Annotated in this window: 18 protein-coding genes and 1 pseudogene; 2 read left to right on the forward strand and 17 right to left on the reverse strand. The window is 67.8% G+C overall.

Going from position 1 to position 18,407, the window contains the following annotated elements; all coding sequences use genetic code 11:
* Nucleotides 1–148: 148 nt before the first annotated feature.
* The 10 genes from QOC69_RS11785 to uvrC all read right to left on the reverse strand — a co-directional run bounded on the left by QOC69_RS11785 (nt 149) and on the right by uvrC (nt 9,754).
* On the reverse strand, nt 149–571 hold the full coding sequence (locus QOC69_RS11785) for a hypothetical protein (RefSeq protein WP_526439576.1): 423 nt from the start codon (nt 569–571) through the stop codon (nt 149–151).
* Nucleotides 572–596: 25 nt separating this feature from the next.
* Nucleotides 597–833 carry a preprotein translocase subunit SecG gene (gene secG / locus QOC69_RS11790; RefSeq protein WP_526439578.1) on the reverse strand — a complete coding sequence of 79 codons (237 nt, stop codon included), beginning with the start codon at nt 831–833 and terminating at the stop codon, nt 597–599.
* 44 nt (nt 834–877) lie between these two features.
* The gene (tpiA, locus tag QOC69_RS11795; RefSeq protein WP_526439580.1) at nt 878–1,663 is read right to left on the reverse strand and encodes a triose-phosphate isomerase; all 786 of its coding nucleotides are present in this window, start codon (nt 1,661–1,663) and stop codon (nt 878–880) included.
* A 7-nt stretch (nt 1,664–1,670) separates the two neighbouring features.
* Nucleotides 1,671–2,885, reverse strand: a complete 1,215-nt coding sequence (locus QOC69_RS11800; RefSeq protein WP_526439582.1) for a phosphoglycerate kinase — start codon at nt 2,883–2,885, stop codon at nt 1,671–1,673.
* Between the two features lie 32 nt (nt 2,886–2,917).
* Nucleotides 2,918–3,940 carry a type I glyceraldehyde-3-phosphate dehydrogenase gene (gene gap / locus QOC69_RS11805; protein WP_526439584.1) on the reverse strand — a complete coding sequence of 341 codons (1,023 nt, stop codon included), beginning with the start codon at nt 3,938–3,940 and terminating at the stop codon, nt 2,918–2,920.
* Nucleotides 3,941–4,025: 85 nt separating this feature from the next.
* Complete coding sequence (locus QOC69_RS11810; RefSeq protein ID WP_526439586.1) at nt 4,026–4,736, reverse strand: ABC transporter substrate-binding protein; 711 nt, start codon at nt 4,734–4,736, stop codon at nt 4,026–4,028.
* Between the two features lie 69 nt (nt 4,737–4,805).
* Nucleotides 4,806–5,789, reverse strand: a complete 984-nt coding sequence (gene whiA / locus QOC69_RS11815; protein WP_526439588.1) for a DNA-binding protein WhiA — start codon at nt 5,787–5,789, stop codon at nt 4,806–4,808.
* A 7-nt stretch (nt 5,790–5,796) separates the two neighbouring features.
* Entirely contained in the window at nt 5,797–6,798 is a 1,002-nt protein-coding gene (yvcK, locus tag QOC69_RS11820) for a uridine diphosphate-N-acetylglucosamine-binding protein YvcK (RefSeq protein WP_526439590.1), read from the reverse strand.
* Nucleotides 6,795–7,718 (reverse strand): RNase adapter RapZ, encoded by a 924-nt coding sequence (gene rapZ, locus QOC69_RS11825; protein WP_526439592.1) that lies wholly within the window; start codon nt 7,716–7,718, stop codon nt 6,795–6,797. Before rapZ ends, yvcK begins: the two co-directional genes overlap by 4 nt.
* Before the next feature lie 47 nt (nt 7,719–7,765).
* Nucleotides 7,766–9,754: an excinuclease ABC subunit UvrC gene (gene uvrC, locus QOC69_RS11830; RefSeq protein WP_526439594.1), complete on the reverse strand. Its 1,989-nt coding sequence runs from the start codon at nt 9,752–9,754 to the stop codon at nt 7,766–7,768.
* Nucleotides 9,755–9,874: 120 nt separating this feature from the next.
* On the opposite strand from uvrC, the gene QOC69_RS11835 reads away from it, so the two are divergent.
* Entirely contained in the window at nt 9,875–11,827 is a 1,953-nt protein-coding gene (locus QOC69_RS11835) for a gamma-glutamyltransferase family protein (RefSeq protein ID WP_526439596.1), read from the forward strand.
* 4 nt (nt 11,828–11,831) lie between these two features.
* On the opposite strand, the gene murD is transcribed toward QOC69_RS11835, so the two are convergent.
* From murD to QOC69_RS11850, 3 genes are read right to left on the reverse strand one after another with little or no spacing between them, the layout of a single operon-like run.
* The gene (murD, locus tag QOC69_RS11840; RefSeq protein ID WP_526439598.1) at nt 11,832–13,151 is read right to left on the reverse strand and encodes a UDP-N-acetylmuramoyl-L-alanine--D-glutamate ligase; all 1,320 of its coding nucleotides are present in this window, start codon (nt 13,149–13,151) and stop codon (nt 11,832–11,834) included.
* Complete coding sequence (locus QOC69_RS11845; protein ID WP_526439600.1) at nt 13,120–14,478, reverse strand: MurL-like N-terminal domain-containing; 1,359 nt, start codon at nt 14,476–14,478, stop codon at nt 13,120–13,122. Before QOC69_RS11845 ends, murD begins: the two co-directional genes overlap by 32 nt.
* On the reverse strand, nt 14,475–15,284 hold the full coding sequence (locus QOC69_RS11850) for a hypothetical protein (protein WP_526439602.1): 810 nt from the start codon (nt 15,282–15,284) through the stop codon (nt 14,475–14,477). Before QOC69_RS11850 ends, QOC69_RS11845 begins: the two co-directional genes overlap by 4 nt.
* A 48-nt stretch (nt 15,285–15,332) precedes the next feature.
* Here QOC69_RS11850 and QOC69_RS11855 point away from each other — a divergent pair, with 48 nt between their 5' ends.
* A complete protein-coding gene (locus tag QOC69_RS11855; RefSeq protein WP_526439604.1) occupies nt 15,333–15,809 on the forward strand; it encodes a GNAT family N-acetyltransferase in 477 nt (158 codons plus the stop codon).
* Here the strand turns inward: QOC69_RS11855 and QOC69_RS11860 are convergent.
* The 4 genes and pseudogenes from QOC69_RS11860 to QOC69_RS11875 form a co-directional block, all read right to left on the reverse strand.
* The gene (locus QOC69_RS11860; RefSeq protein WP_526439606.1) at nt 15,784–16,242 is read right to left on the reverse strand and encodes a PH domain-containing protein; all 459 of its coding nucleotides are present in this window, start codon (nt 16,240–16,242) and stop codon (nt 15,784–15,786) included. The genes QOC69_RS11855 and QOC69_RS11860 overlap by 26 nt on opposite strands.
* A gap of 35 nt (nt 16,243–16,277) precedes the next feature.
* On the reverse strand, nt 16,278–16,760 hold the full coding sequence (gene ribH / locus QOC69_RS11865) for a 6,7-dimethyl-8-ribityllumazine synthase (RefSeq protein WP_526439608.1): 483 nt from the start codon (nt 16,758–16,760) through the stop codon (nt 16,278–16,280).
* A complete protein-coding gene (locus QOC69_RS11870) occupies nt 16,757–18,085 on the reverse strand; it encodes a bifunctional 3,4-dihydroxy-2-butanone-4-phosphate synthase/GTP cyclohydrolase II (RefSeq protein WP_526439610.1) in 1,329 nt (442 codons plus the stop codon). Before QOC69_RS11870 ends, ribH begins: the two co-directional genes overlap by 4 nt.
* Before the next feature lie 161 nt (nt 18,086–18,246).
* Nucleotides 18,247–18,407, reverse strand: a pseudogene (locus QOC69_RS11875) (riboflavin synthase); the annotation flags it as partial.

Genomic DNA, 18,407 nt, shown 5'->3' on the forward strand with positions numbered 1-18,407 from the left:
CTGGGGATGAATCCGCGACTGTGGACAACTCAGCCGAACACCGACGCCGAACGCCCGAATTGTCGGCGCCGCGTGCTACGCACCTACCTCCGGGACAACACCACCGGCCATTACCAGCATCGACAAACACCGCACCCGAAGTAATGACTCAGGACCCTAGGCCGTCCCGGCGAGTACCAGCAGGAACATGCCCGCGAACACCACCACCACCACCACCAGAACGGCGATCGACCGTCGCCGTCAGTCCGTTGTAGGTCTGCGGCGGCGGCCCCAGCGAGCCCTGGCTGAAGGTCCACACGGGCGCCTTGTACTCGAGTTCGACCAGTCGGCCAGGCTGGACGGCGACGGTGTAGTCGGCGGGCCCGACCCGGCTCGGCACGAAGTACGGCGTGTGGACGTGCACGTGATACTGGCCGGGCGGCGCGGGCACCACGGTGCGTCCCCAGCCCACGCTGGGCACCTCCCAGCCGTTGACGACGACCTTCGGCTTGACCAGGGCGAACACCCACGTCATCAGCGAATACCGCGTGGTGACGACGATCCCCTCGCGCGGCGGCTGCGGCCCGCTCATCGCGCCCCCGGGATCGTGCGGTGGGTTAGGCGCCGTACTTGATCTGCAGCGCCACGCCGACGATCGAGACAACCCAGATGCCGGTGACGAAGTACGTCAACCTGTCCAGGTTCTTCTCGACGATGGTCGAGCCAGAGAGGCTGGACTGAACGCCACCGCCGAAGAGCGTCGACAGGCCGCCACCCTTGGCACGATGCAGCAACACCAGCAACACCACCAACACGCTGGTGACGACCAGAGTGATCTGCAGAGCGAAAACCATGGCCGCCAGACTACCGGGTAACGGCCGCGATCAGGGCTTCGGGGCTATGGAAGCGGGCCACCTGCGGCGATCGCCGACAGGATGGCGAATTGCTCTCCGTCCAGCGACGCCCCGCCGACCAGCGCACCGTCGACATCCTCCTGCGCGATCAGCTCGCCGATGTTCTTGGCGTTGACCGATCCGCCGTAGAGCACCCGCACGCCTGCGGCTATGGCAGGAGTCGCCAGCTCGCCGAGTTCCTTGCGGATGGCGGCGCAGACCTCCTGCGCGTCCCCGGCGCTGGCGACCCGACCGGTGCCGATCGCCCACACCGGCTCGTATGCGACGACGATCGTCGCGATCTGCTCGGCGGTCAGCCCGGCCAGCGAGCCCTTCAGTTGGGTCACGTTGTAGGCGACGTGATCGCCGGCCTCGCGAATCTCCAGCCCCTCGCCGATGCACACGATCGGGGTCAGGCCGTGCCGGAACGCCGCGGCGGCCTTCGCCGCGACCAGCGCATCATCCTCGGCGTGGTAGGTCCTGCGCTCGGAGTGCCCGACGACCGCGAACGTGCAGCCGAGCTTGGCCAGAAACGCGCCGCTGATGTCACCGGTGTAGGCGCCGGAGTCGTGCTGAGACAGATCCTGCGCGCCGTAGGTGAGCTTGAGTTTGTCGCCGTCGACCAGCGTCTGCACGCTGCGCAGATCGGTGAACGGCGGGATGACGGTGACGTCGACCTTGGCGAAGTACTTCTCCGGCAACGAGAACGCGATCTTCTGCACCAGGGCGATGGCCTCGAAGTGGTTGAGGTTCATCTTCCAGTTGCCGGCGATCAGCGGCTTACGGGACACGGGACTCCTATGAGTTGAGTACGTCGATGCCGGGCAGCGTCTTGCCCTCAAGGTATTCCAGCGACGCCCCGCCTCCGGTCGAAATGTGTGAGAAGCCGTCCTCGGCCAGGCCGAGCTGGCGCACCGCCGCGGCGGAATCGCCACCGCCGACGACGCTGAAGGCGCCCTTGGCCGTCGCACCGATGATCGCCTCGGCGACGCCCTTGGTGCCCGCCGCGAACGCCGGGAACTCGAACACGCCCATGGGGCCGTTCCAGAAGACGGTCTTCGCGTTCGAGAGCAGCGCGGTGAACCGCTTGACCGACTCCGGGCCGATGTCCAGCCCCATCGTGCCGTCGGGGAGTCGGTCGGCGGCCACCGTCTCCGGCGGCGAGTCGGCGGCGAACTTCTCCGCTACGACGATGTCCACCGGAAGGTGGATGACGTCCCCGTAGGTCTCGAGCAGGCTCTTGCAGGTCTCGATCATCTCCTCCTGCAGCAGCGACGTGCCGACCGAAAGGCCCTGCGCGGCAAGGAAGGTGAAGCACATACCGCCACCGATGACGAGGCTGTCGGCCTTGGTGGCGAGATTCTCGATGACCGCCAGCTTGTCCGACACCTTTGACCCACCGAGCACCACCGCGTACGGCCGCGCAGTGGAGGTGGTCAGCTGCTCGAGCACCTTCACCTCGGTGGCCACCAGCGTGCCCGCGTAGTGCGGCAGCAGCGTGGCGACGTCGTACACCGAGGCCTGCTTGCGGTGCACCACCCCGAAGCCGTCCGACACGAAGGCCCCGTCATCGCCGACGAGCTCGACGAGCTGCTTGGCCAGCGCCAGTCTTTCGGCGTCGTCCTTGCTCGTCTCCCGCGGGTCGAAGCGGATGTTCTCCAGCAGCAGCACGTCACCGTCGGTGAGTCCCTCGGCGCGAGCCAACGCGTCGGTGCCGACCACGTCACCGGCGAGCTGGACGTGCCTGCCGAGCTGCTCGCCGAGGGCGGCCGCGACGGGCGCCAGCGAGTACTTCGGGTCCGGCCCATCCTTGGGCCTGCCGAGGTGCGCAGTGACGACGACCTTGGCCCCGGCGTCGGCCAGCGCCTTCAGCGTGGGTACCGAGGCGATGATCCGGCCGGGGTCGGTGATGTTGCCGTTGTCGTCGAGCGGGACGTTGAGGTCGGAGCGCACCAAGACGCCTCGACCGTCGACGCCGTCTGCCAGGAGATCCTCGAGCGTCGAAACTGCCACGACTACTTATCCTCCCGTCGCTACGCTCGCCCCTACAGCGACTTACCGACCAGCGCGACCAGATCGACGAGGCGGTTGGAATAGCCCCACTCGTTGTCGTACCACGACACGACCTTGGCCTGGTTGTCGATCACCTTGGTCAGGCCGGAGTCGAATATCGAGCTGTGCGGATCGGTGACGATGTCGCTGGACACGATCGGTGCGTCGTAGTACTTCAGGATGCCCTTGAGCGTGCCCTCGGCGGCCGCCTTGAAAACGGCGTTGATCTCGTCGGCGGTGCCGGACTTGGCCAGCTCCACGGTCAGGTCGGTGCACGATCCCGTGGGGATCGGCACGCGCAGCGCGTAGCCGTCCAGCTTGCCCTTCAGCTCAGGCAGCACCAGGCCGATGGCCTTGGCGGCACCCGTCGAGGTGGGCACGATGTTCAGCGCGGCGGCGCGGGCGCGGCGCAGGTCGCTGTGCGGGCCGTCCTGCAGATTCTGGTCCTGCGTGTAGGCGTGGACGGTCGTCATCAGGCCCTTGACGATGCCGAACTCGTCGTTGAGAACCTTGGCCAGCGGGCCGAGGCAGTTCGTGGTGCACGACGCGTTGGAGATGATGTTCTGGCTGCCGTCGTACTTGTCGTCGTTGACGCCGATGACGATGGTGATGTCCGGGTCGGTGGCCGGCGCCGAGATGATGACCTTCTTGGCGCCCGCGTCCAGGTGGCCCTTGGCCTTGGCGGCGTTGGTGAAGATGCCGGTGGATTCGACGACCACGTCGACGCCGAGGTCACCCCATGGCAGTTCCGACGGACCGGCCTTGACCTCGAGCGCCTTGATCTTGGTTGAGCCGACGACGATGGTGTCGTCGCCCTCGAGGCTGACGTCGTAGGGCAGCCGGCCCAGGATCGAGTCGAATTTCAGCAGGTGCGCCAGGGTGGCGTTGTCCGTGAGGTCGTTGACAGCCACGATCTCGATGTCGGTGTTGTTGCCAAGCGCCTTCTGGGCGTCCAGGGCCCTGAAGAAGTTGCGTCCGATTCGACCGAAGCCGTTAACGCCTACCCGAACCGTCACGATCGTCACTCCTTGGTCTGTTGCGTCTGCTGTGAATTGCCCGCAAGCCAGCCTAGTGGTGTGCCGATCGCAACGCGACGGCTGGTCAGTGCGCGGCCACGCTCTGGTCGATGTAGGGGTTGCCGAGCCACTTGCGCCGGATTCCCTGCAGCGTGCCGTCATCCTCGAGTTCGGCTTGCGCCGACGCGATGCGCTGCAGCATCGCCTCGTTGCCAAGGGATACCGCGATCGCGATGTCCTCCCTGGAGATGTTCCGTTGCACCACCTCGACACCGACGAGGGGCCTGACGAGTTCGGTGAGCACCGGTGCCAGCTTCATGAACGCGTCGCAGCCCCCGGTGCGCAGATCGGTCAGCGCGGTGCGGATGCTGCCGTAGTCGTAGACCCTGACCGCCGCGGCCTTGCCCTCGGCCACCAGGTGTTCGGCGACGGGTTGGCTGGTGTTGCCCTGCTGGACACCGATCGTCAGGCCGGCCAGGTCGTCGACGGACCTGACCTTCGGCAGCCGCTCGGTGTCGACGGCGAGCGACTGACCGGAGATCAGGTACGCCGGCGCGAAGGCGGCCCTGCGCTGCCGTTCCGGGGTCACGGTGGTACCCGCGATGACGCAGTCGTACTGCCCGGAGCCCAGCTCGTCGAAGATGCCGTTGAAGTCCGATCCGTCGTAGGCGACGAGCGCGACCGTCATCCCCATAGCCGCGGCCACCGCATCGATGAGATCGATGTCGAGGCCGCCGTCCGCGATGCCGTTGAACGGCGGGTCGGGGAATGCCACGCCCACTGTCAGGATCGCCATGCTCTCCAGTTAACTCGTTGAGATTGCACTGAGGCTCGGATCACAGCCCTGAATGCAACATCGACGTGACTAGGCGTCCTCGAGCAGATCCGGCGTGACCGCCGACTCCGTGTCGGGGACCCCGTCCTGCTTGGCCTTTCGGTCGGCCATCGACAACAGTCGCCGAATACGGCCCGCCACAGCATCTTTGGTCATCGGGGGCTCCGCGAGCCGGCCCAGTTCCTCCAGGGACGCCTGCCGATGCTCGACACGCAGCCTGCCTGCCGCGGAGAGATGATCGGGCACGGTGTCGCCGAGGATCAACAACGCACGCTCCACCCTGGCCGCCGCAGCCACGGCCGCCCTCGCCGAACGGCGCAGGTTCGCGTCGTCGAAGTTGGCCAATCGGTTGGCGGTGGCCCGCACTTCGCGGCGCATCCGCCGCTCTTCCCACGTCAAGCGGGTGTCCTGCGCGCCCATCCGGGTCAGCAACGCGCCGATGGCCTCACCGTCGCGCACCACCACACGGTCGCTCCCCCTTACCTCGCGGGCCTTCGCGCTGACGCCCAACCGTCGCGCGGCACCGACGAGCGCGAGCGCCGCCTCCGGGCCAGGGCAACTGACCTCCAACGCCGACGAACGACCGGGCTCGGTCAACGAACCATGCGCCAAAAACGCTCCCCGCCAAGCTGCTTCGGCATCGCCGACACTGCCGCCGACCACTTGCGCAGGCAATCCGCGCACCGGACGACCGCGTAGATCCAGCAGGCCGGTCTGCCGCGCGAGCGACTCACCGTCCTGCGCCACCCGCACCAGGTACCGGGTGCTCTTGCGGATCCCGCTGGCCGACAACACGTGCACGACGGCGTTGTAGCCATAGAGGTCGTGGATGTCCTTGCGCAGCCGCCGCGCAATGATGCCAAGGTCGACCTCCGCCTCGACCACGACGCGGCCCGCCACGATGTGCAGGCCGCCCGCGAAGCGCAGCAAGGACGCCACCTCAGCACGACGGGCGCTGACGGAGTTGATCACCAACCGACTCAGCTCGTCTTTGACCTCGGCTGTCATAGCCACGAAAACGTCACCTCTCGTCGACCGACCTCACGGCGGCGGTGGGAACCGTCGGCGGCACGGGTGCGCTGCCACGTAGGCGTACACGCTCCAAGGCTGCCGCCAATCTCGCCGGGTCATGTAATGGTGTACCAGGTCTGGACACGTCAGCAAACTCGACCTCAGCGTCGAGGATCGCCGCGGTGCGCCTGAGCTGTTCGCGTTCGCGCTCGCCAGGCACTCCCGCCGCGTCGACGATGATGTCGTGCACGGTGAAGCCCGGCGCGTGCTGGGCGATGACGTGGATGTGGCGCTCGGCGGAGAACCCCGCGGTCTCGCCCGGCTCGGCCACCAGATTCAGCACCAGGGCGCGCCTGGCCTGCGTCGCCTGCAATGCCTCCGCCAGCTGCGGGACCAGGACGTGAGGTATCACGCTGGTGAACCACGACCCGGGTCCGAGTACCACCAGATCGGCCGCCATGATCGCGTCGATGGCCTGCCGTGTGGCCGGAGGATTGCTCGGCAACAGCCGCACTCGCCGCACCTTCCCCACCGTGGTGGCGAGGGCGACCTGCCCTCGGATGACGCGGCTCATCCGCGGATCGGATTCCAGACCACCGACGTCGGCCTCGATCTGAAGCGCGATCGGACACATCGGCAGCACCCGGCCCTTGAGGCCGAGGATCCGGCCCAACTCGTCGAGCGCCGCGACGGGATCGGCGAGCACCTCGTTGAGCCCGGCGAGCAGCAGGTTGCCGATCGGGTGCCCCGCAAGTGCCCCGCTGCCACCGAACCGGTGCTGGATGATGGTCCCCCACAACTGACCGTGTGGACTGTCGGCGGCCAACGCCGCCAACGCCATTCGCAGATCACCCGGCGGGACCACGTCGAGCTCGTTGCGCAGTCTGCCCGACGAGCCGCCGTCGTCGGCGACCGTCACCACGGCGGTCACGTATGGGGTCAACCGGCGGGCCGCCGACAACGTCGCATACAGCCCGTGCCCGCCGCCGAGTGCAACGATGCGGGCATTCATTCGCGACCCAGATCCCGGTGCAGTACCCGCACCGTCAACCGATCTCCACCCTCCAGACGCCCGGCCAGTGCCTCGGCCATGGCCACGCTGCGATGCTTGCCGCCCGTGCAGCCGATCGCGACGGTCATGTATCTCTTTCCCTCCCGGCGGTAACCGTCGATCACGACGTCCAGCAGCCGATGGTAGGTGTCGAGGAACTCCGCCGCGCCCGGTTGACCCAGGACGTAATCGCGCACCGCTGGGTGCTGACCCGTATGAGGCCGCAGTTCGTCGACCCAGTGCGGGTTGGGCAGGAACCGCACGTCCATCACGGTGTCGGCATCCATGGGCAGCCCGTACTTGTAACCGAACGACTCGACGGTGACGTTGGTGTGCGCGACGGTCTCGCTACCGAAGGCCCGTTCGATGCTGGCCCGCAGATCGGGTACCGACAGGCTCGACGTGTCGATGACCAGGTCGGCCGCTGCGCGCACCGGCGCCAGCAGCGCGCGTTCGGCGGTAATGCCTTCGGCGAGAGTCTGATTGCCCTGCAACGGATGGCTGCGCCGGTTCTGCTCGTAGCGACGTACCAGGATCTCGTCGGACGCCTCGAGAAAGAGCACCCGCGGGGTGATCTGCCGGGTGGCCAGGTCGTTGCGCACCCACTCGAGGTCGCCGGTGAAGCCGCGCGAGCGGACGTCCATCACCACCGCCAGCTGCGTGATCCGGGAACCGGCAGCCAGACCCAGTTCGACCATTCGGGCGATCAGCTCGGGCGGCAGGTTGTCCGCGACGTACCAGCCGATGTCCTCGAGCACCTTGGCGGCCGTCCCGCGGCCCGCGCCTGACAGCCCGGTGACGAGGACGACGTCGATGCCACCAGCGGCGTCATCGGCAGTTGGATCGTGCCCTAAGCCGTCCTCCCGGAACCCTTCCGTCATGCGCGATCCGCCTCCGGCTTCTCGCTGCACGTCATTCCCCGACTCCGTCATCCCGATGCTCTGCTCCGATCATGGTCGATGATCGGGTCGGGCGCGCCCGATTCGGCTGGCACGCCCAGCGCTTCCAGTACCGCCTTCGCCGTGGCCACGCCGATCCCCGGCACCGAGGTGATCTCCTCCACGCTGGCTTGCTTCAACCGGGCCAGCGAGCCGAAGTGGGTGACCAGCGCCTTGCGCCGGTGCTCCCCCAGTCCGCGGACCGAGTCGAGCGCGGACGTGGTCATCCGCTTCGACCGTTTGCTGCGGTGGTAGCTGATCGCGAACCGGTGCGCTTCGTCACGTATCCGCTGCAACAGGTAGAGGCCTTCGCTGTTGCGCGGGAGAATTATGGGATCGGGCACTGCTCCGTTTTGTGATGGCACCCACACCTCCTCCAGCCTCTTGGCCAGCCCGATCACCGCGACGTCGGTGACGCCGAGTTCGTCGAGGACCGCCGCGGCGGCATTGACCTGCGGGGCGCCGCCATCGACCACGAACAGGTTCGGCGGGTAGGCGAACCGTCGTGACTTGCCCTCGGCGACGAGGGGACGATCGGCATCGGCGACGTGCCGCGCGAACCGCCGCCGCGTCACCTCGGCGATGGACGCCACGTCGTCGGACCGGCCCCCGCCTGCGGCCTCGCGGATGGCGTAGTGCCGGTAGTCCGACTTGCGGGGCAACCCGTCCTCGAACACGACCAGTGACGCCACCACGTCGGTGCCCTGGACGTGGCTGATGTCAACGCATTCGATCCGCAGCGGCGCCTCGGCGAGGCCGAGGGACTCCTGAATGCTCTGCAGTGCAGCAGATCTCGCGTTGAAGTCACCCGCACGTTTCAGCTTGTGCTGTGCCAGCGCATCCTGGGCGTTGCGGTGCACCGTCTCGGCGAGCGCACGCTTGTCGCCGCGGTGCGGCACCCGCAACTGGACGCGTGATCCCCGCAACCCGGACAACCAGATCTCCAACTCCCCCGCGTTGCCTGGTAGTACCGGGACCAGCACCTGCCGGGGAACCGGGTTGGTGGCCTCGTCACCAGTTCCACCGAGTTCGGCCTGGTCGCCATAGAACTGCGTGAGGAATTGCTCGACAAGCAATTCCTGGCCGGGTTCGCCTGGCTCACCAGGTTTCTCGACGACCCACCCACGCTGGCCGCGGACCCGCCCGCCGCGCACGTGGAACACCTGCACGGCCGCCTCGAGGTCGTCATCGGCAAACGCCACCACGTCGGCGTCGGTGCCGTCGCCGAACACCACGGTCTGCTTCTCCAGGGCCCGCTTGAGCGCACCGATGTTGTCGCGCAACCGGGCTGCCCGCTCGAAGTCGAGCTGCTCGGATGCGGCGATCATCTGCTTTTCCATCTCACGGACCAGCCGGTCGGTCTTGCCAGCCAGAAAGTCGCAGAAGTCCTCGACGATCGCCCGATGCTCCTCGGCGCTGACCCGGCCGACGCACGGCGCCGAGCACTTGTCGATGTAGCCGAGCAGGCAGGGGCGGCCAATCTGGTTGTGCCGCTTGAATACCCCTGCCGAACACGTCCGCGCGGGGAAGACTCTGGTCAGCAGGTCGAGGGTCTCACGGATGGCCCAGGCGTGTGAGTACGGGCCGAAGTAGCGCACCCCCTTGCGGCGTGGTCCGCGATAGACGAAGAGCCGCGGGTACTCCTCGTTGAGGGTCACCGCCAGGACCGGGTACGACTTGTCGTCGCGGTAGCGGATGTTGAACCGCGGGTCGAATTCCTTGATCCAGTTGTACTCGAGCTGCAGCGCCTCTACTTCGGTACTGACCACCGTCCACTCGACGCTGCTCGCGGTGGTCACCATCTGACGCGTGCGCGGCGCCAGTCCGGAGATGTCGGCGAAGTAGGAGTTCAGCCTGCTGCGCAGACTCTTGGCCTTGCCGACGTAGATGACGCGGCCGTGCGGATCCCGGAAGCGGTAGACGCCGGGCTGCACGGGGATGGATCCCGGAGCCGGCCGGTACGTCGCTGGATCGGGCACGGCTCCCAGGTTAGTACCGCGGTCCGACCCGATCTGGCACAGCGCTCTCCGCACCGGTCCTACTCGATTCACCGGGTGGAGTAGGCACGGACGAGCAGCCCGATGAACTACCGTCGAGTGATGCCGATCACACCGTTCGCCAAAGTGACGGTCATTCTGGCCAGCGCCGTGTTGGTCGTGGCCGGATGTGCCGCCGAGGAAAGCAACCCGCCCGCCGCGGCGGGTCCGTGTGAGATCGTCCCCAACGGCACGCCCGCCCCGAAGACACCTGCGCCCGCCACGGCAGCGACCACCTCCCAGAACATCTCCACCAATCCCGAGGTCGCCACCGGCTACCGCAAGGACATGACGGCGGTCCGCACGAGCACCTACGCCGTAGCCACCGCCAATCCGCTGGCCACCCAAGAGGCCTGCCTCGTGCTGAACAAGGGCGGCACCGCAGCCGACGCGCTCGTCACCGCGCAGGCGGTGCTTGGCCTCGTCGAGCCGCAGTCGTCGGGCATCGGGGGCGGCGGGTTCCTGCTCTATTACGACGCCTCGTCGGGCAGCGTGCAGGCGTACGACGGACGCGAGATCGCGCCCGCGGCGGCCACCGAGAACTATCTGCGCTGGATCTCCGACACCGACCGCACCGAGCCCAAGCCCGACGCCAGGGCCTCCGGCCGCTCCATCGGGGTACCCGGCATCCTGGCCCTCCTGAAGGAAGCGCACACCGAACACGGCAAGACGGACTGGCGCGAGCTGTTCGACCCCGCCGTCACGCTGGCCGACAACGGATTCGACGTCAGCCCGCGGCTGGCGGCCGCGATCGCGGATTCCGCGCCTGAACTGCGCGTCGACGCGAACGCGTCGGGCTACTTCCTCAACACCGACGGCAGCCCCAAGACCGCAGGAACCCGACTGACGAATCCCGCCTACGCAAAGACTTTGGGCGTCATCGCATCCGACCCGCAGTCGTTCTACACGGGAGACATCGCCCGCGCCGTCGTGGCCGCCGCAGGCGATACGTCCGGCGACCGCACGCCGAGCCTGATGACCGTCGAGGACCTGTCCGGCTACACCGTGAAGAAGCGCGATCCGCTGTGTAATCCTTACCGCGGCAAGGAGATCTGCGGTATGCCGCCTCCGTCGTCCGGGGGTATCGCGGTGGCCTCGACCCTTGGCACGCTCGAGCACTTTGCCATGGGTGGCCACAAACCCACCGACGTCGACCTCAACGGTGGCCGGCCCTCCGTCATGGGTGTCCACCTGGTCTCCGAAGCCGAGCGGCTGGCCTACGCCGATCGCGACAAGTACGTCGCCGACACCGATTTCGTGCCGCTGCCCGGCGGTTCGCCCAACACCCTGCTGAACGCCGCCTACCTTTCCGGACGGGCCGCGCTGATCTCCGAACAGCACACCATGGGCACCGCGAAACCGGGCGACTTCGGATTGCCGACCACGCCCGCGCCGCCCATCCCCGAACACGGCACCAGCCAGATCAGCGTCGTCGACGCGCAGGGTAACGCGGCGTCACTGACCACTACGGTGGAGTCGGCGTTCGGGTCGTATCACATGGTGGACGGATTCATCCTCAACAACCAGCTCACCGACTTCTCTGCCGAGCCAGTGGGTCCGGACGGAGTACCGGTGGCGAACCGGGTCCAGCCCGGCAAGCGGCCACGCAGCTCGATGGCGCCGACGCTGGTGTTCGAGTCCGGCCAGGCCGGCGCCAGGGGCCCGTTGTACGCGGTGCTTGGCTCGCCGGGCGGCTCGGTGATCATCCAGTTCGTGGTGAAAACCGTTGTGGGGATCGCGGATTGGGGTCTTGATCCGCAGCAGGCGGTGTCGGCTGTCGACTTCGGAGCGGCGAACTCGCCCAAGACCAACGTCGGCGGTGAACATCCGGTCATCGATACGTCCGAGAACGGCGACCATGACCCGCTCGTGCAGGGGCTACGCAAGCTCGGACACGACGTCAACCTGGCCGACCAGTCAAGCGGACTGTCGGCGATCGTCCGCAATCAACCCGGCTGGGTGGGCGGCGCCGACCCGCGCCGCGAGGGTTTGGTGATGGGCGACACCGGCCGCTGACGGATCACCCCAGGCCGTCGATGAAGCCGCAGAACGCCGCGGCCTTCGCCTCGTAGTTCACGAACAGGTCGTAGCTGGCCGCACCGGGCGACAGCAGCACGATGTCGACGTCGGGCAGCGCCGCGGCCACCCTGACCGCCTCGTCAAGGCCGCCGACGACGTGCGTCTCCGACGGATGCTCGCGGGCGTAGCCGCGCCCGATGACCGCACCGTTGCTCGGCGCCTGGATGAGCGAAACCCGGCGGGCGCCGCTGCACAGGTATGCGTCGACCTGGTCGTAGTTCAGCCGCCTGTCCATGCCTCCGACGATCAGTGCGATGTTGTCGTCGGGACGCATCGACTTCAGCGCGGCGACCACGCTCTCCCCCGTGGTGGCCAGCGTGTCGTCGATCCACCTTGTCCGCCCGGTGGTCCGCACGGTCTGCAACCGGTGTGGCAGACCTTCGAACGTCTCGACGGCGGCATCGGCCGCGTCCGGCGTGACCGGTCGGCCGAGCATCTCCTCGGCGGCCAGGACGGCGAGGGCACCGTTGACCGCGTTGTGTTCATAGGTCATCACGGACGTGCCCGCAGGCCGGCGGACAGTCGCCGGATCGACGAGCCGCAGTGACGGCGGAAAGGTGGTCACGCCGACGCGCTGCATGGCGGCGATCGCATCGGGTGTGGACACCAGCGACCGTGCGCCGTTGCGGAAGACGTTGGCCTTCGCGAGATAGTACGGATCGGTGCCGCCGTGCCAATCCAGGTGGTCCTCGGCAAGATTGGTCACGACGGCCACCGCGGGCGAGGCGCTCAGCAGCGCCGCCTGCTGACTCGACAACTCCGCGACCACCACGGCGTCGCGGTCCGGTGACAGGTCCGACAGTGGGGTGCCGATGTTTCCGGCCACCACCGCGTTGACGCCGAGCCTGCCGAGCAGGTGACCGAGGAATGAGGCGGTGGTGCTCTTGCCCTTGGTGCCCGTGACGCCGATGGTCTGCGCGCCGTGGCGTGACACGAACCAGTCGGCCGCACTCGAGATGCGCGCGCCGGACGCCCGCAGTTCGGCGAAGACGGGCTGCCGCCACGGCACCCCGGGGCTGATGAACACGATGTCGCAGTCGCGCAGGCGATTCAGATGTTCTGCACCGCGAAACACCGTGACGCCCGCGATGTCGCCCGGTACCTCGAGGCGGCCACGTCCCACGTCGTCGACGGCCTCGATGCGCGCCGCGCCTGCGGCCGCGACGGTCCTGGCCATCGAGACACCCTCGCGGCCGAAACCCCAGATCCCGACGACCAGACCGGCGAGCTCAGGTCTTTGGGACGGCGCCATCTCGGTCATCCAGGGTCGACGCGTATCGCGCGGGCACGTAGTGAACGTCGGGGCCCGTATCACCCGTGGCGGCGACCGCTTCCAATTCGGCACGCCGAGTTCGGAACTCCTCCACCAGCGGTAGGCCTCGCCAATCGTCGTCGTCCACGATCGACAGCAACGACTCGGCGGCTTCGTAGTACTCCCCGACGCACTCGAAGGGCTTGTGCACACCCAACCCGACGATGTCGGAGAATCCCGGCCGATTGTCGTTGTCCGCCAACAGGTTATGGCCGAAGATGGCCTCCACCTCGGCGCGGCCGAGGCGCGGCCCCATCAGCAGGAAGACGAAGAGGCACTTCGGACAGTGCCCACACCATGACGCACCCCGACGCCCGGCGTCGAGCGCGAACGGCCGGTTGCAGCTGATGAACACCCGGAAGTACTCCGGGCTGGTGCGGAACCGGTCCGCGATCTCGGATTCGGACAGGCCGCGCAGCAGCGAGAAGTACCGGTCGGGGTTCATGCCGTACTGCGACAGCGTGTTCCGCAGCAGGGTCTCGTACGCCACGCTCTTCGACCACTGGTGGTTGATGTCCCGGCCCATCCAGCTGACGTTGCCGACGTTGGAGGACCGCTCGTTGGACAGCACGACGGACCCCAGCCCGTTGGCGTCGGCGACGATCAGTCCGATGACGCTGTTGATCGCCGTGACGGGCACGTGACCGTTGTAGGCGCCTTCACCGTTGACCTCGATCAGCCGGCGATCGATGGACCTGGTCACGTGTGTGCTGTCCAGTCCGCTGACCTCGACGCACCGATCGATCGGATCGAACTTGTTGACGCTGAACAACATCGGGCGCAGGCCGTGGCGTTTGAGGGCTTCGATGGTCACCACCGAGTCCTTGCCGCCACCCACGGGGACCAGGGGGGTGCGCGTGCCGTCCCAGTCGTCGTCCCCGACCCCGGATGACGTCGCGCCTGCCTGCGGGCCCGTGATCTCGGGGCCGAGGGCGTCGGGCAGGTCATTGCGGTAGGCGAACTCGCCGAGTCCGCCCGCGATCAGTTCCCGGAGGTAGGTCCGCTCGAAATCGAAGGTCGGAAAGGCGATTTCGATCCGGGGCGGCGCGGCGGCCTTGTAGTAACTCGGCACGCACGTCAAGGTCAGCAGTCGCAGCAGCCGGTCGTCCGGTGGCTTCCGCAATGTCGTGCCGAAGTTCACCGTCTCGGAGAAGGACACGTCGTCGGCGGGGTCTGAGCCGCGCAGCGTGTAGTGCCCGGCGAACGCACCGTCGGTGACGTCGAAGCCGTCGATCGTCAGCGCGGAAAAGACCTTCGGGTGGAAGTGGCGGCTCATCGCGACCTCAGGAACGGCGGGCGGACGTCGGCGTCGACGCCGAAGACCGCGTCATCGATGCTCTCCACCGGATGTGTCTGGAAAGTCGGCGAGATCCACCACGCGTGCCCGGCACGTGCCGGGCGGACGTCGACCCGCCGGACGCCGCTCGTGACGCCGCACCGATCGAGTAGGTCGAGGATGGACGTCGGTTCGGGGTCGTCGATGCCCACCAATCCGGCCGCGGTGTCGAAGACCAGTGCGCCGAGTAGCGGGGCACCTGCGAGCGTGCCCGTCGGGACGCCGTCGGCGTAGCCGCCGTCGTTCAACCACCGCTGGATCTGGTCGACCGCACCGTGGCTCGTCGTGCGGGCCGCCATCCGCAGCCACACCGGATCGGTGGAACCGGGTGCCTGCGCTCCGGCGTCGCAGCCGGCAACGCGCACCGCGGTCGAGCGGACCGGATCCACCACGGCGCCCGTCACAACGAAGTCGGGCCGACCGTCGATCTCCAGGAGCGTTATGGTGGCCGCGATCAGTGCGTTGTCCCGGCCACGGGCGGCGCCGGCGAATCCGGTGAGCGCGGTGTGCAGCGCGTCCCGATCCGGCATCGGAATGCCGAAGAACTCGGCCGGGTCCTTCAGATACCGCCAGACGCCGTCGACGTCCGGCACGGTGCCTGCGATCATCGGGACTGTGATGGTGGGATGTGAGCCCAGCCGCGCAATGACTTGCGTCACCGGGATGAGCGGAGTATCGATTTCGTGTATCCGGTGTGCCGACGTGGGCGCCAAGGCCAGCGTCGTCGACATGCGAAAATCGGTCACTGTCAGCGAATTCTACCGTACTCGACGAACGGAGCCGTGCGACGCCGCATGAGTGCCCCACCGGTCGCCCAACTCAACGAGTCGGACTGGCGAGCGTTCGCCAACCTCCGGCTGCGTGCGCTCGCGGACACGCTCGGCACGGACGACCCGCAGTACCGGCAGGAGATGTCGTTCACCGCAGCTCAATGGCGGCGCCGATTGCGCGCCCACGCACAGTTCGCCGCGATGATCGGCGAGCGACTGGTAGGACTGGTCGGCGCGCAGCGGGAGAGCGTCGAGTCCGTCTACCTGTATTCGCTGTGGGTGGAGCCGACCGCCCGCGGCCACGACCTGGCCGCCGTCTTGTTGACCGCCGCGGTGGACTGGGCCCGCAGTCAGCAGGTCCGCACGGTGACGTTGCGGGTCAGCCCGGACAACGCCGCCGCGCGCGCCGTCTACGAGCGCCTGGGATTCGGTGTGGCCCGGGCGAACGGGAAGGCCGCAGGCCAGGCCGACGAACTCACGATGTCGTTGAGCGTGGGCTGACGTCGGGGCGGTAGCGCACGATCAGTTCGCGCACGCGGTCCATCGCCTCCACGGCCCGGTCCTTGTCCACGGCTTGGATCGCCATCACCGGGGTGTATTCGTAGTCGGGCAGGTCGACGCGTGCCCACCGCGCGCCAAGCGGAAACGAAACGTCGACGACGTCGGGCCACGGAATTACCTTGTAGACCAACAGGTTCCGCACCGCTATTCCTTCCGCGCCGACGCGTAGGCGGGGCCTGGCGAACAACAGCACCAGACAGCCGATGATGACACCGAGCAATCCGATCGCGACCTGATCGGCGGTCTGGAAGATCACCCCCGACGTGCCGACCTTGAGCAGGAATCCCACGGTGATGTGGGCCGCTGCGATGAGGAATGCCGCTGCGTAGACGAAGTAGGGCGTCAGGTGCGGGCGGACCTCGAGGTCCCACACGGGAGCGGAGCTTGCGGAGCGACCATCCGGCCCGGTCACGAGCGGGCGCGCAGGTCACGCAGTGTGAGCGCGGTGGACAGCGCGGCCGCCGCGGCCTGAGCACCCTTGTCCTCCGCCGACCCGGGCAATCCGGCGCGGTCGAGGGCCTGCTTCTCGTCGTTGGTGGTCAGCACGCCGTTGGCCACCGGCGTCGAGGAGTCGAGCGACACCCGGGTCAGACCCTGGGTGACCGCGTCGCAGACGTAGTCGAAATGCGGTGTCTGTCCGCGGATCACCACGCCGAGTGCCACCACGGCGTCGTGACCCTCCGCCAAAGCCTGTGCCACGACCGGGATCTCGATGGCGCCGAGCACCCGCACCACGGTGGGCTTGGCGATGCCGCTGTCCTTGGCTACGCGCAGCGAACCGTCGAGCAAGGCATTGCAGATCTGCTCGTGCCACGTGCTGGCGACGATGGCCAGCGACACCCCGGAGGCGTCGATCCGCGGCAGCTCCGGCACACCGGCGCCACCGCTCATGGGGTCCCGCCGGAATCGGAGGCCGCCGGAGGCAGGCGATCGCCGAGCAGGTAGACGGCCTCGTCGTAGCCGTCCATCTTGACCGACTCGTCGTAGTCGTCGAGGCCGGTCAGGTCGTGGCCCATCCGGTCGCGTTTGGTCATCAGATAACGAATGTTCTCGGCGTTGGCGCGCACCGGCAGCGGCACCCGCTCGATGATGTGCAGGCCGTAGCCGTCGAGGCCGACCCGCTTGGCAGGGTTGTTGGTCAGCAGGCGCATGGACCGGATGCCCAGATCGACGAGGATCTGAGCGCCGATGCCATAGTCCCTGGCATCCGCGGGCAGGCCCAGCTTGAGGTTCGCATCGACGGTGTCGTCGCCGGCGTCCTGCAACTGATACGCCTGCAGCTTGTGCATCAGGCCGATGCCGCGCCCCTCGTGCCCGCGCATGTAGAGCACCACACCGCGGCCTTCGCGCGCGATCATGGCCATCGCGGCGTCCAACTGGGGGCCGCAGTCGCAGCGGCGCGAGCCGAACACGTCGCCGGTCAGGCACTCGGAGTGCACGCGGACCAGCACGTCGTGGCCGTCGCTCTCGGGACCGGAGATGTCGCCGCGGACCAGTGCGACGTGCTCGACGTCCTCGTAGATGCTGGTGTAGCCGACCGCCCGGAACTCGCCGTGGCGAGTGGGGATCCGCGCCTCGGCGATGCGCTCGATGTGACGCTCGTGCTTGCGCCGCCACTCGATGAGGTCGGCGATGGAGATGAGCGCCAGGCCGTGTTCGTCGGCGAAGACCCGCAATTCGTCGGTCTGCGCCATCGCCCCTTCGTCCTTCTGGCTGACGATCTCGCAGATCGCGCCCGCCGGCTGCAGACCGGCCAGCCGCGCCAAGTCCACCGCGGCCTCGGTGTGCCCGGGCCTGCGCAGAACGCCACCGTCCTTGGCGCGCAACGGCACCACGTGACCGGGCTTGGTGAATTCATCGGCCGTGGCGGCCGGATCGGCGAGCAGGCGCATGGTGGTCGCCCGGTCGGAGGCCGAGATGCCGGTTCCGACACCGGCCCTCGCATCCACCGTGACGGTGTAGGCGGTGCCGTGCTTGTCCTGGTTGACCGCGTACATCGGCAACAGTCCGAGCCGGTCGCAGATGTCGCCGTCGAGTGGCACACAGAGATAACCGGACGTGTATCGGACCATGAACGCGACGAGTTCGGGTGTCGCCTTCTCGGCGGCGAAGATCAGGTCGCCTTCGTTCTCGCGGTCCTCGTCGTCGATGACGACGACGGCCTTGCCCGCCGCAATGTCGGCCAGCGCCCGTTCGACGGAATCGAGCCTCGTCATCTGTGCCACCCTTGCCGGTCCCTGCCGGGACCATCGTTCAGTGCCTTTCAGTATGAACCACACCGGCGCTGCGGTTATTGCCCGCTGGGCCCGGTACGCCTGAACTGGGCGGATGGGACCTCCGCAGGCTCGCCCGGCCTGGCAGAAATCGGCAAATCAGGTCATTCGGCGGGCGTGCCGTCGAAGCCGAGCAGCCGCTCGACGTACTTGGCGATGACGTCCACCTCGAGATTGACCGGCGTTCCGACCTCGGCACGGCCCAGGGTGGTCAGCGACAGCGTGGTGGGAATCAACGACACCTCGAACCAATCGTGCCCCAGCC

The organism is Mycobacterium sp. (genome assembly GCF_032162105.1).
GTDB lineage: Bacteria > Actinomycetota > Actinomycetes > Mycobacteriales > Mycobacteriaceae > Mycobacterium.

What these genes read in the sequence shown, in the direction of transcription:
- QOC69_RS11785 (WP_526439576.1), bottom strand. Translation starts at nt 571, where the DNA reads ATGAGCGGGCCGCAGCCGCCGCGCGAGGGGATCGTCGTCACCACGCGG.
- secG (WP_526439578.1), bottom strand. Translation starts at nt 833, where the DNA reads ATGGTTTTCGCTCTGCAGATCACTCTGGTCGTCACCAGCGTGTTGGTG.
- QOC69_RS11810 (WP_526439586.1), bottom strand. Translation starts at nt 4,736, where the DNA reads ATGGCGATCCTGACAGTGGGCGTGGCATTCCCCGACCCGCCGTTCAAC.
- yvcK (WP_526439590.1), bottom strand. Translation starts at nt 6,798, where the DNA reads ATGAATGCCCGCATCGTTGCACTCGGCGGCGGGCACGGGCTGTATGCG.
- rapZ (WP_526439592.1), bottom strand. Translation starts at nt 7,718, where the DNA reads ATGACGGAAGGGTTCCGGGAGGACGGCTTAGGGCACGATCCAACTGCC.
- QOC69_RS11835 (WP_526439596.1), top strand. Translation starts at nt 9,875, where the DNA reads ATGCCGATCACACCGTTCGCCAAAGTGACGGTCATTCTGGCCAGCGCC.
- murD (WP_526439598.1), bottom strand. Translation starts at nt 13,151, where the DNA reads ATGACCGAGATGGCGCCGTCCCAAAGACCTGAGCTCGCCGGTCTGGTC.
- QOC69_RS11845 (WP_526439600.1), bottom strand. Translation starts at nt 14,478, where the DNA reads ATGAGCCGCCACTTCCACCCGAAGGTCTTTTCCGCGCTGACGATCGAC.
- QOC69_RS11855 (WP_526439604.1), top strand. Translation starts at nt 15,333, where the DNA reads ATGAGTGCCCCACCGGTCGCCCAACTCAACGAGTCGGACTGGCGAGCG.
- ribH (WP_526439608.1), bottom strand. Translation starts at nt 16,760, where the DNA reads ATGAGCGGTGGCGCCGGTGTGCCGGAGCTGCCGCGGATCGACGCCTCC.
- QOC69_RS11870 (WP_526439610.1), bottom strand. Translation starts at nt 18,085, where the DNA reads ATGACGAGGCTCGATTCCGTCGAACGGGCGCTGGCCGACATTGCGGCG.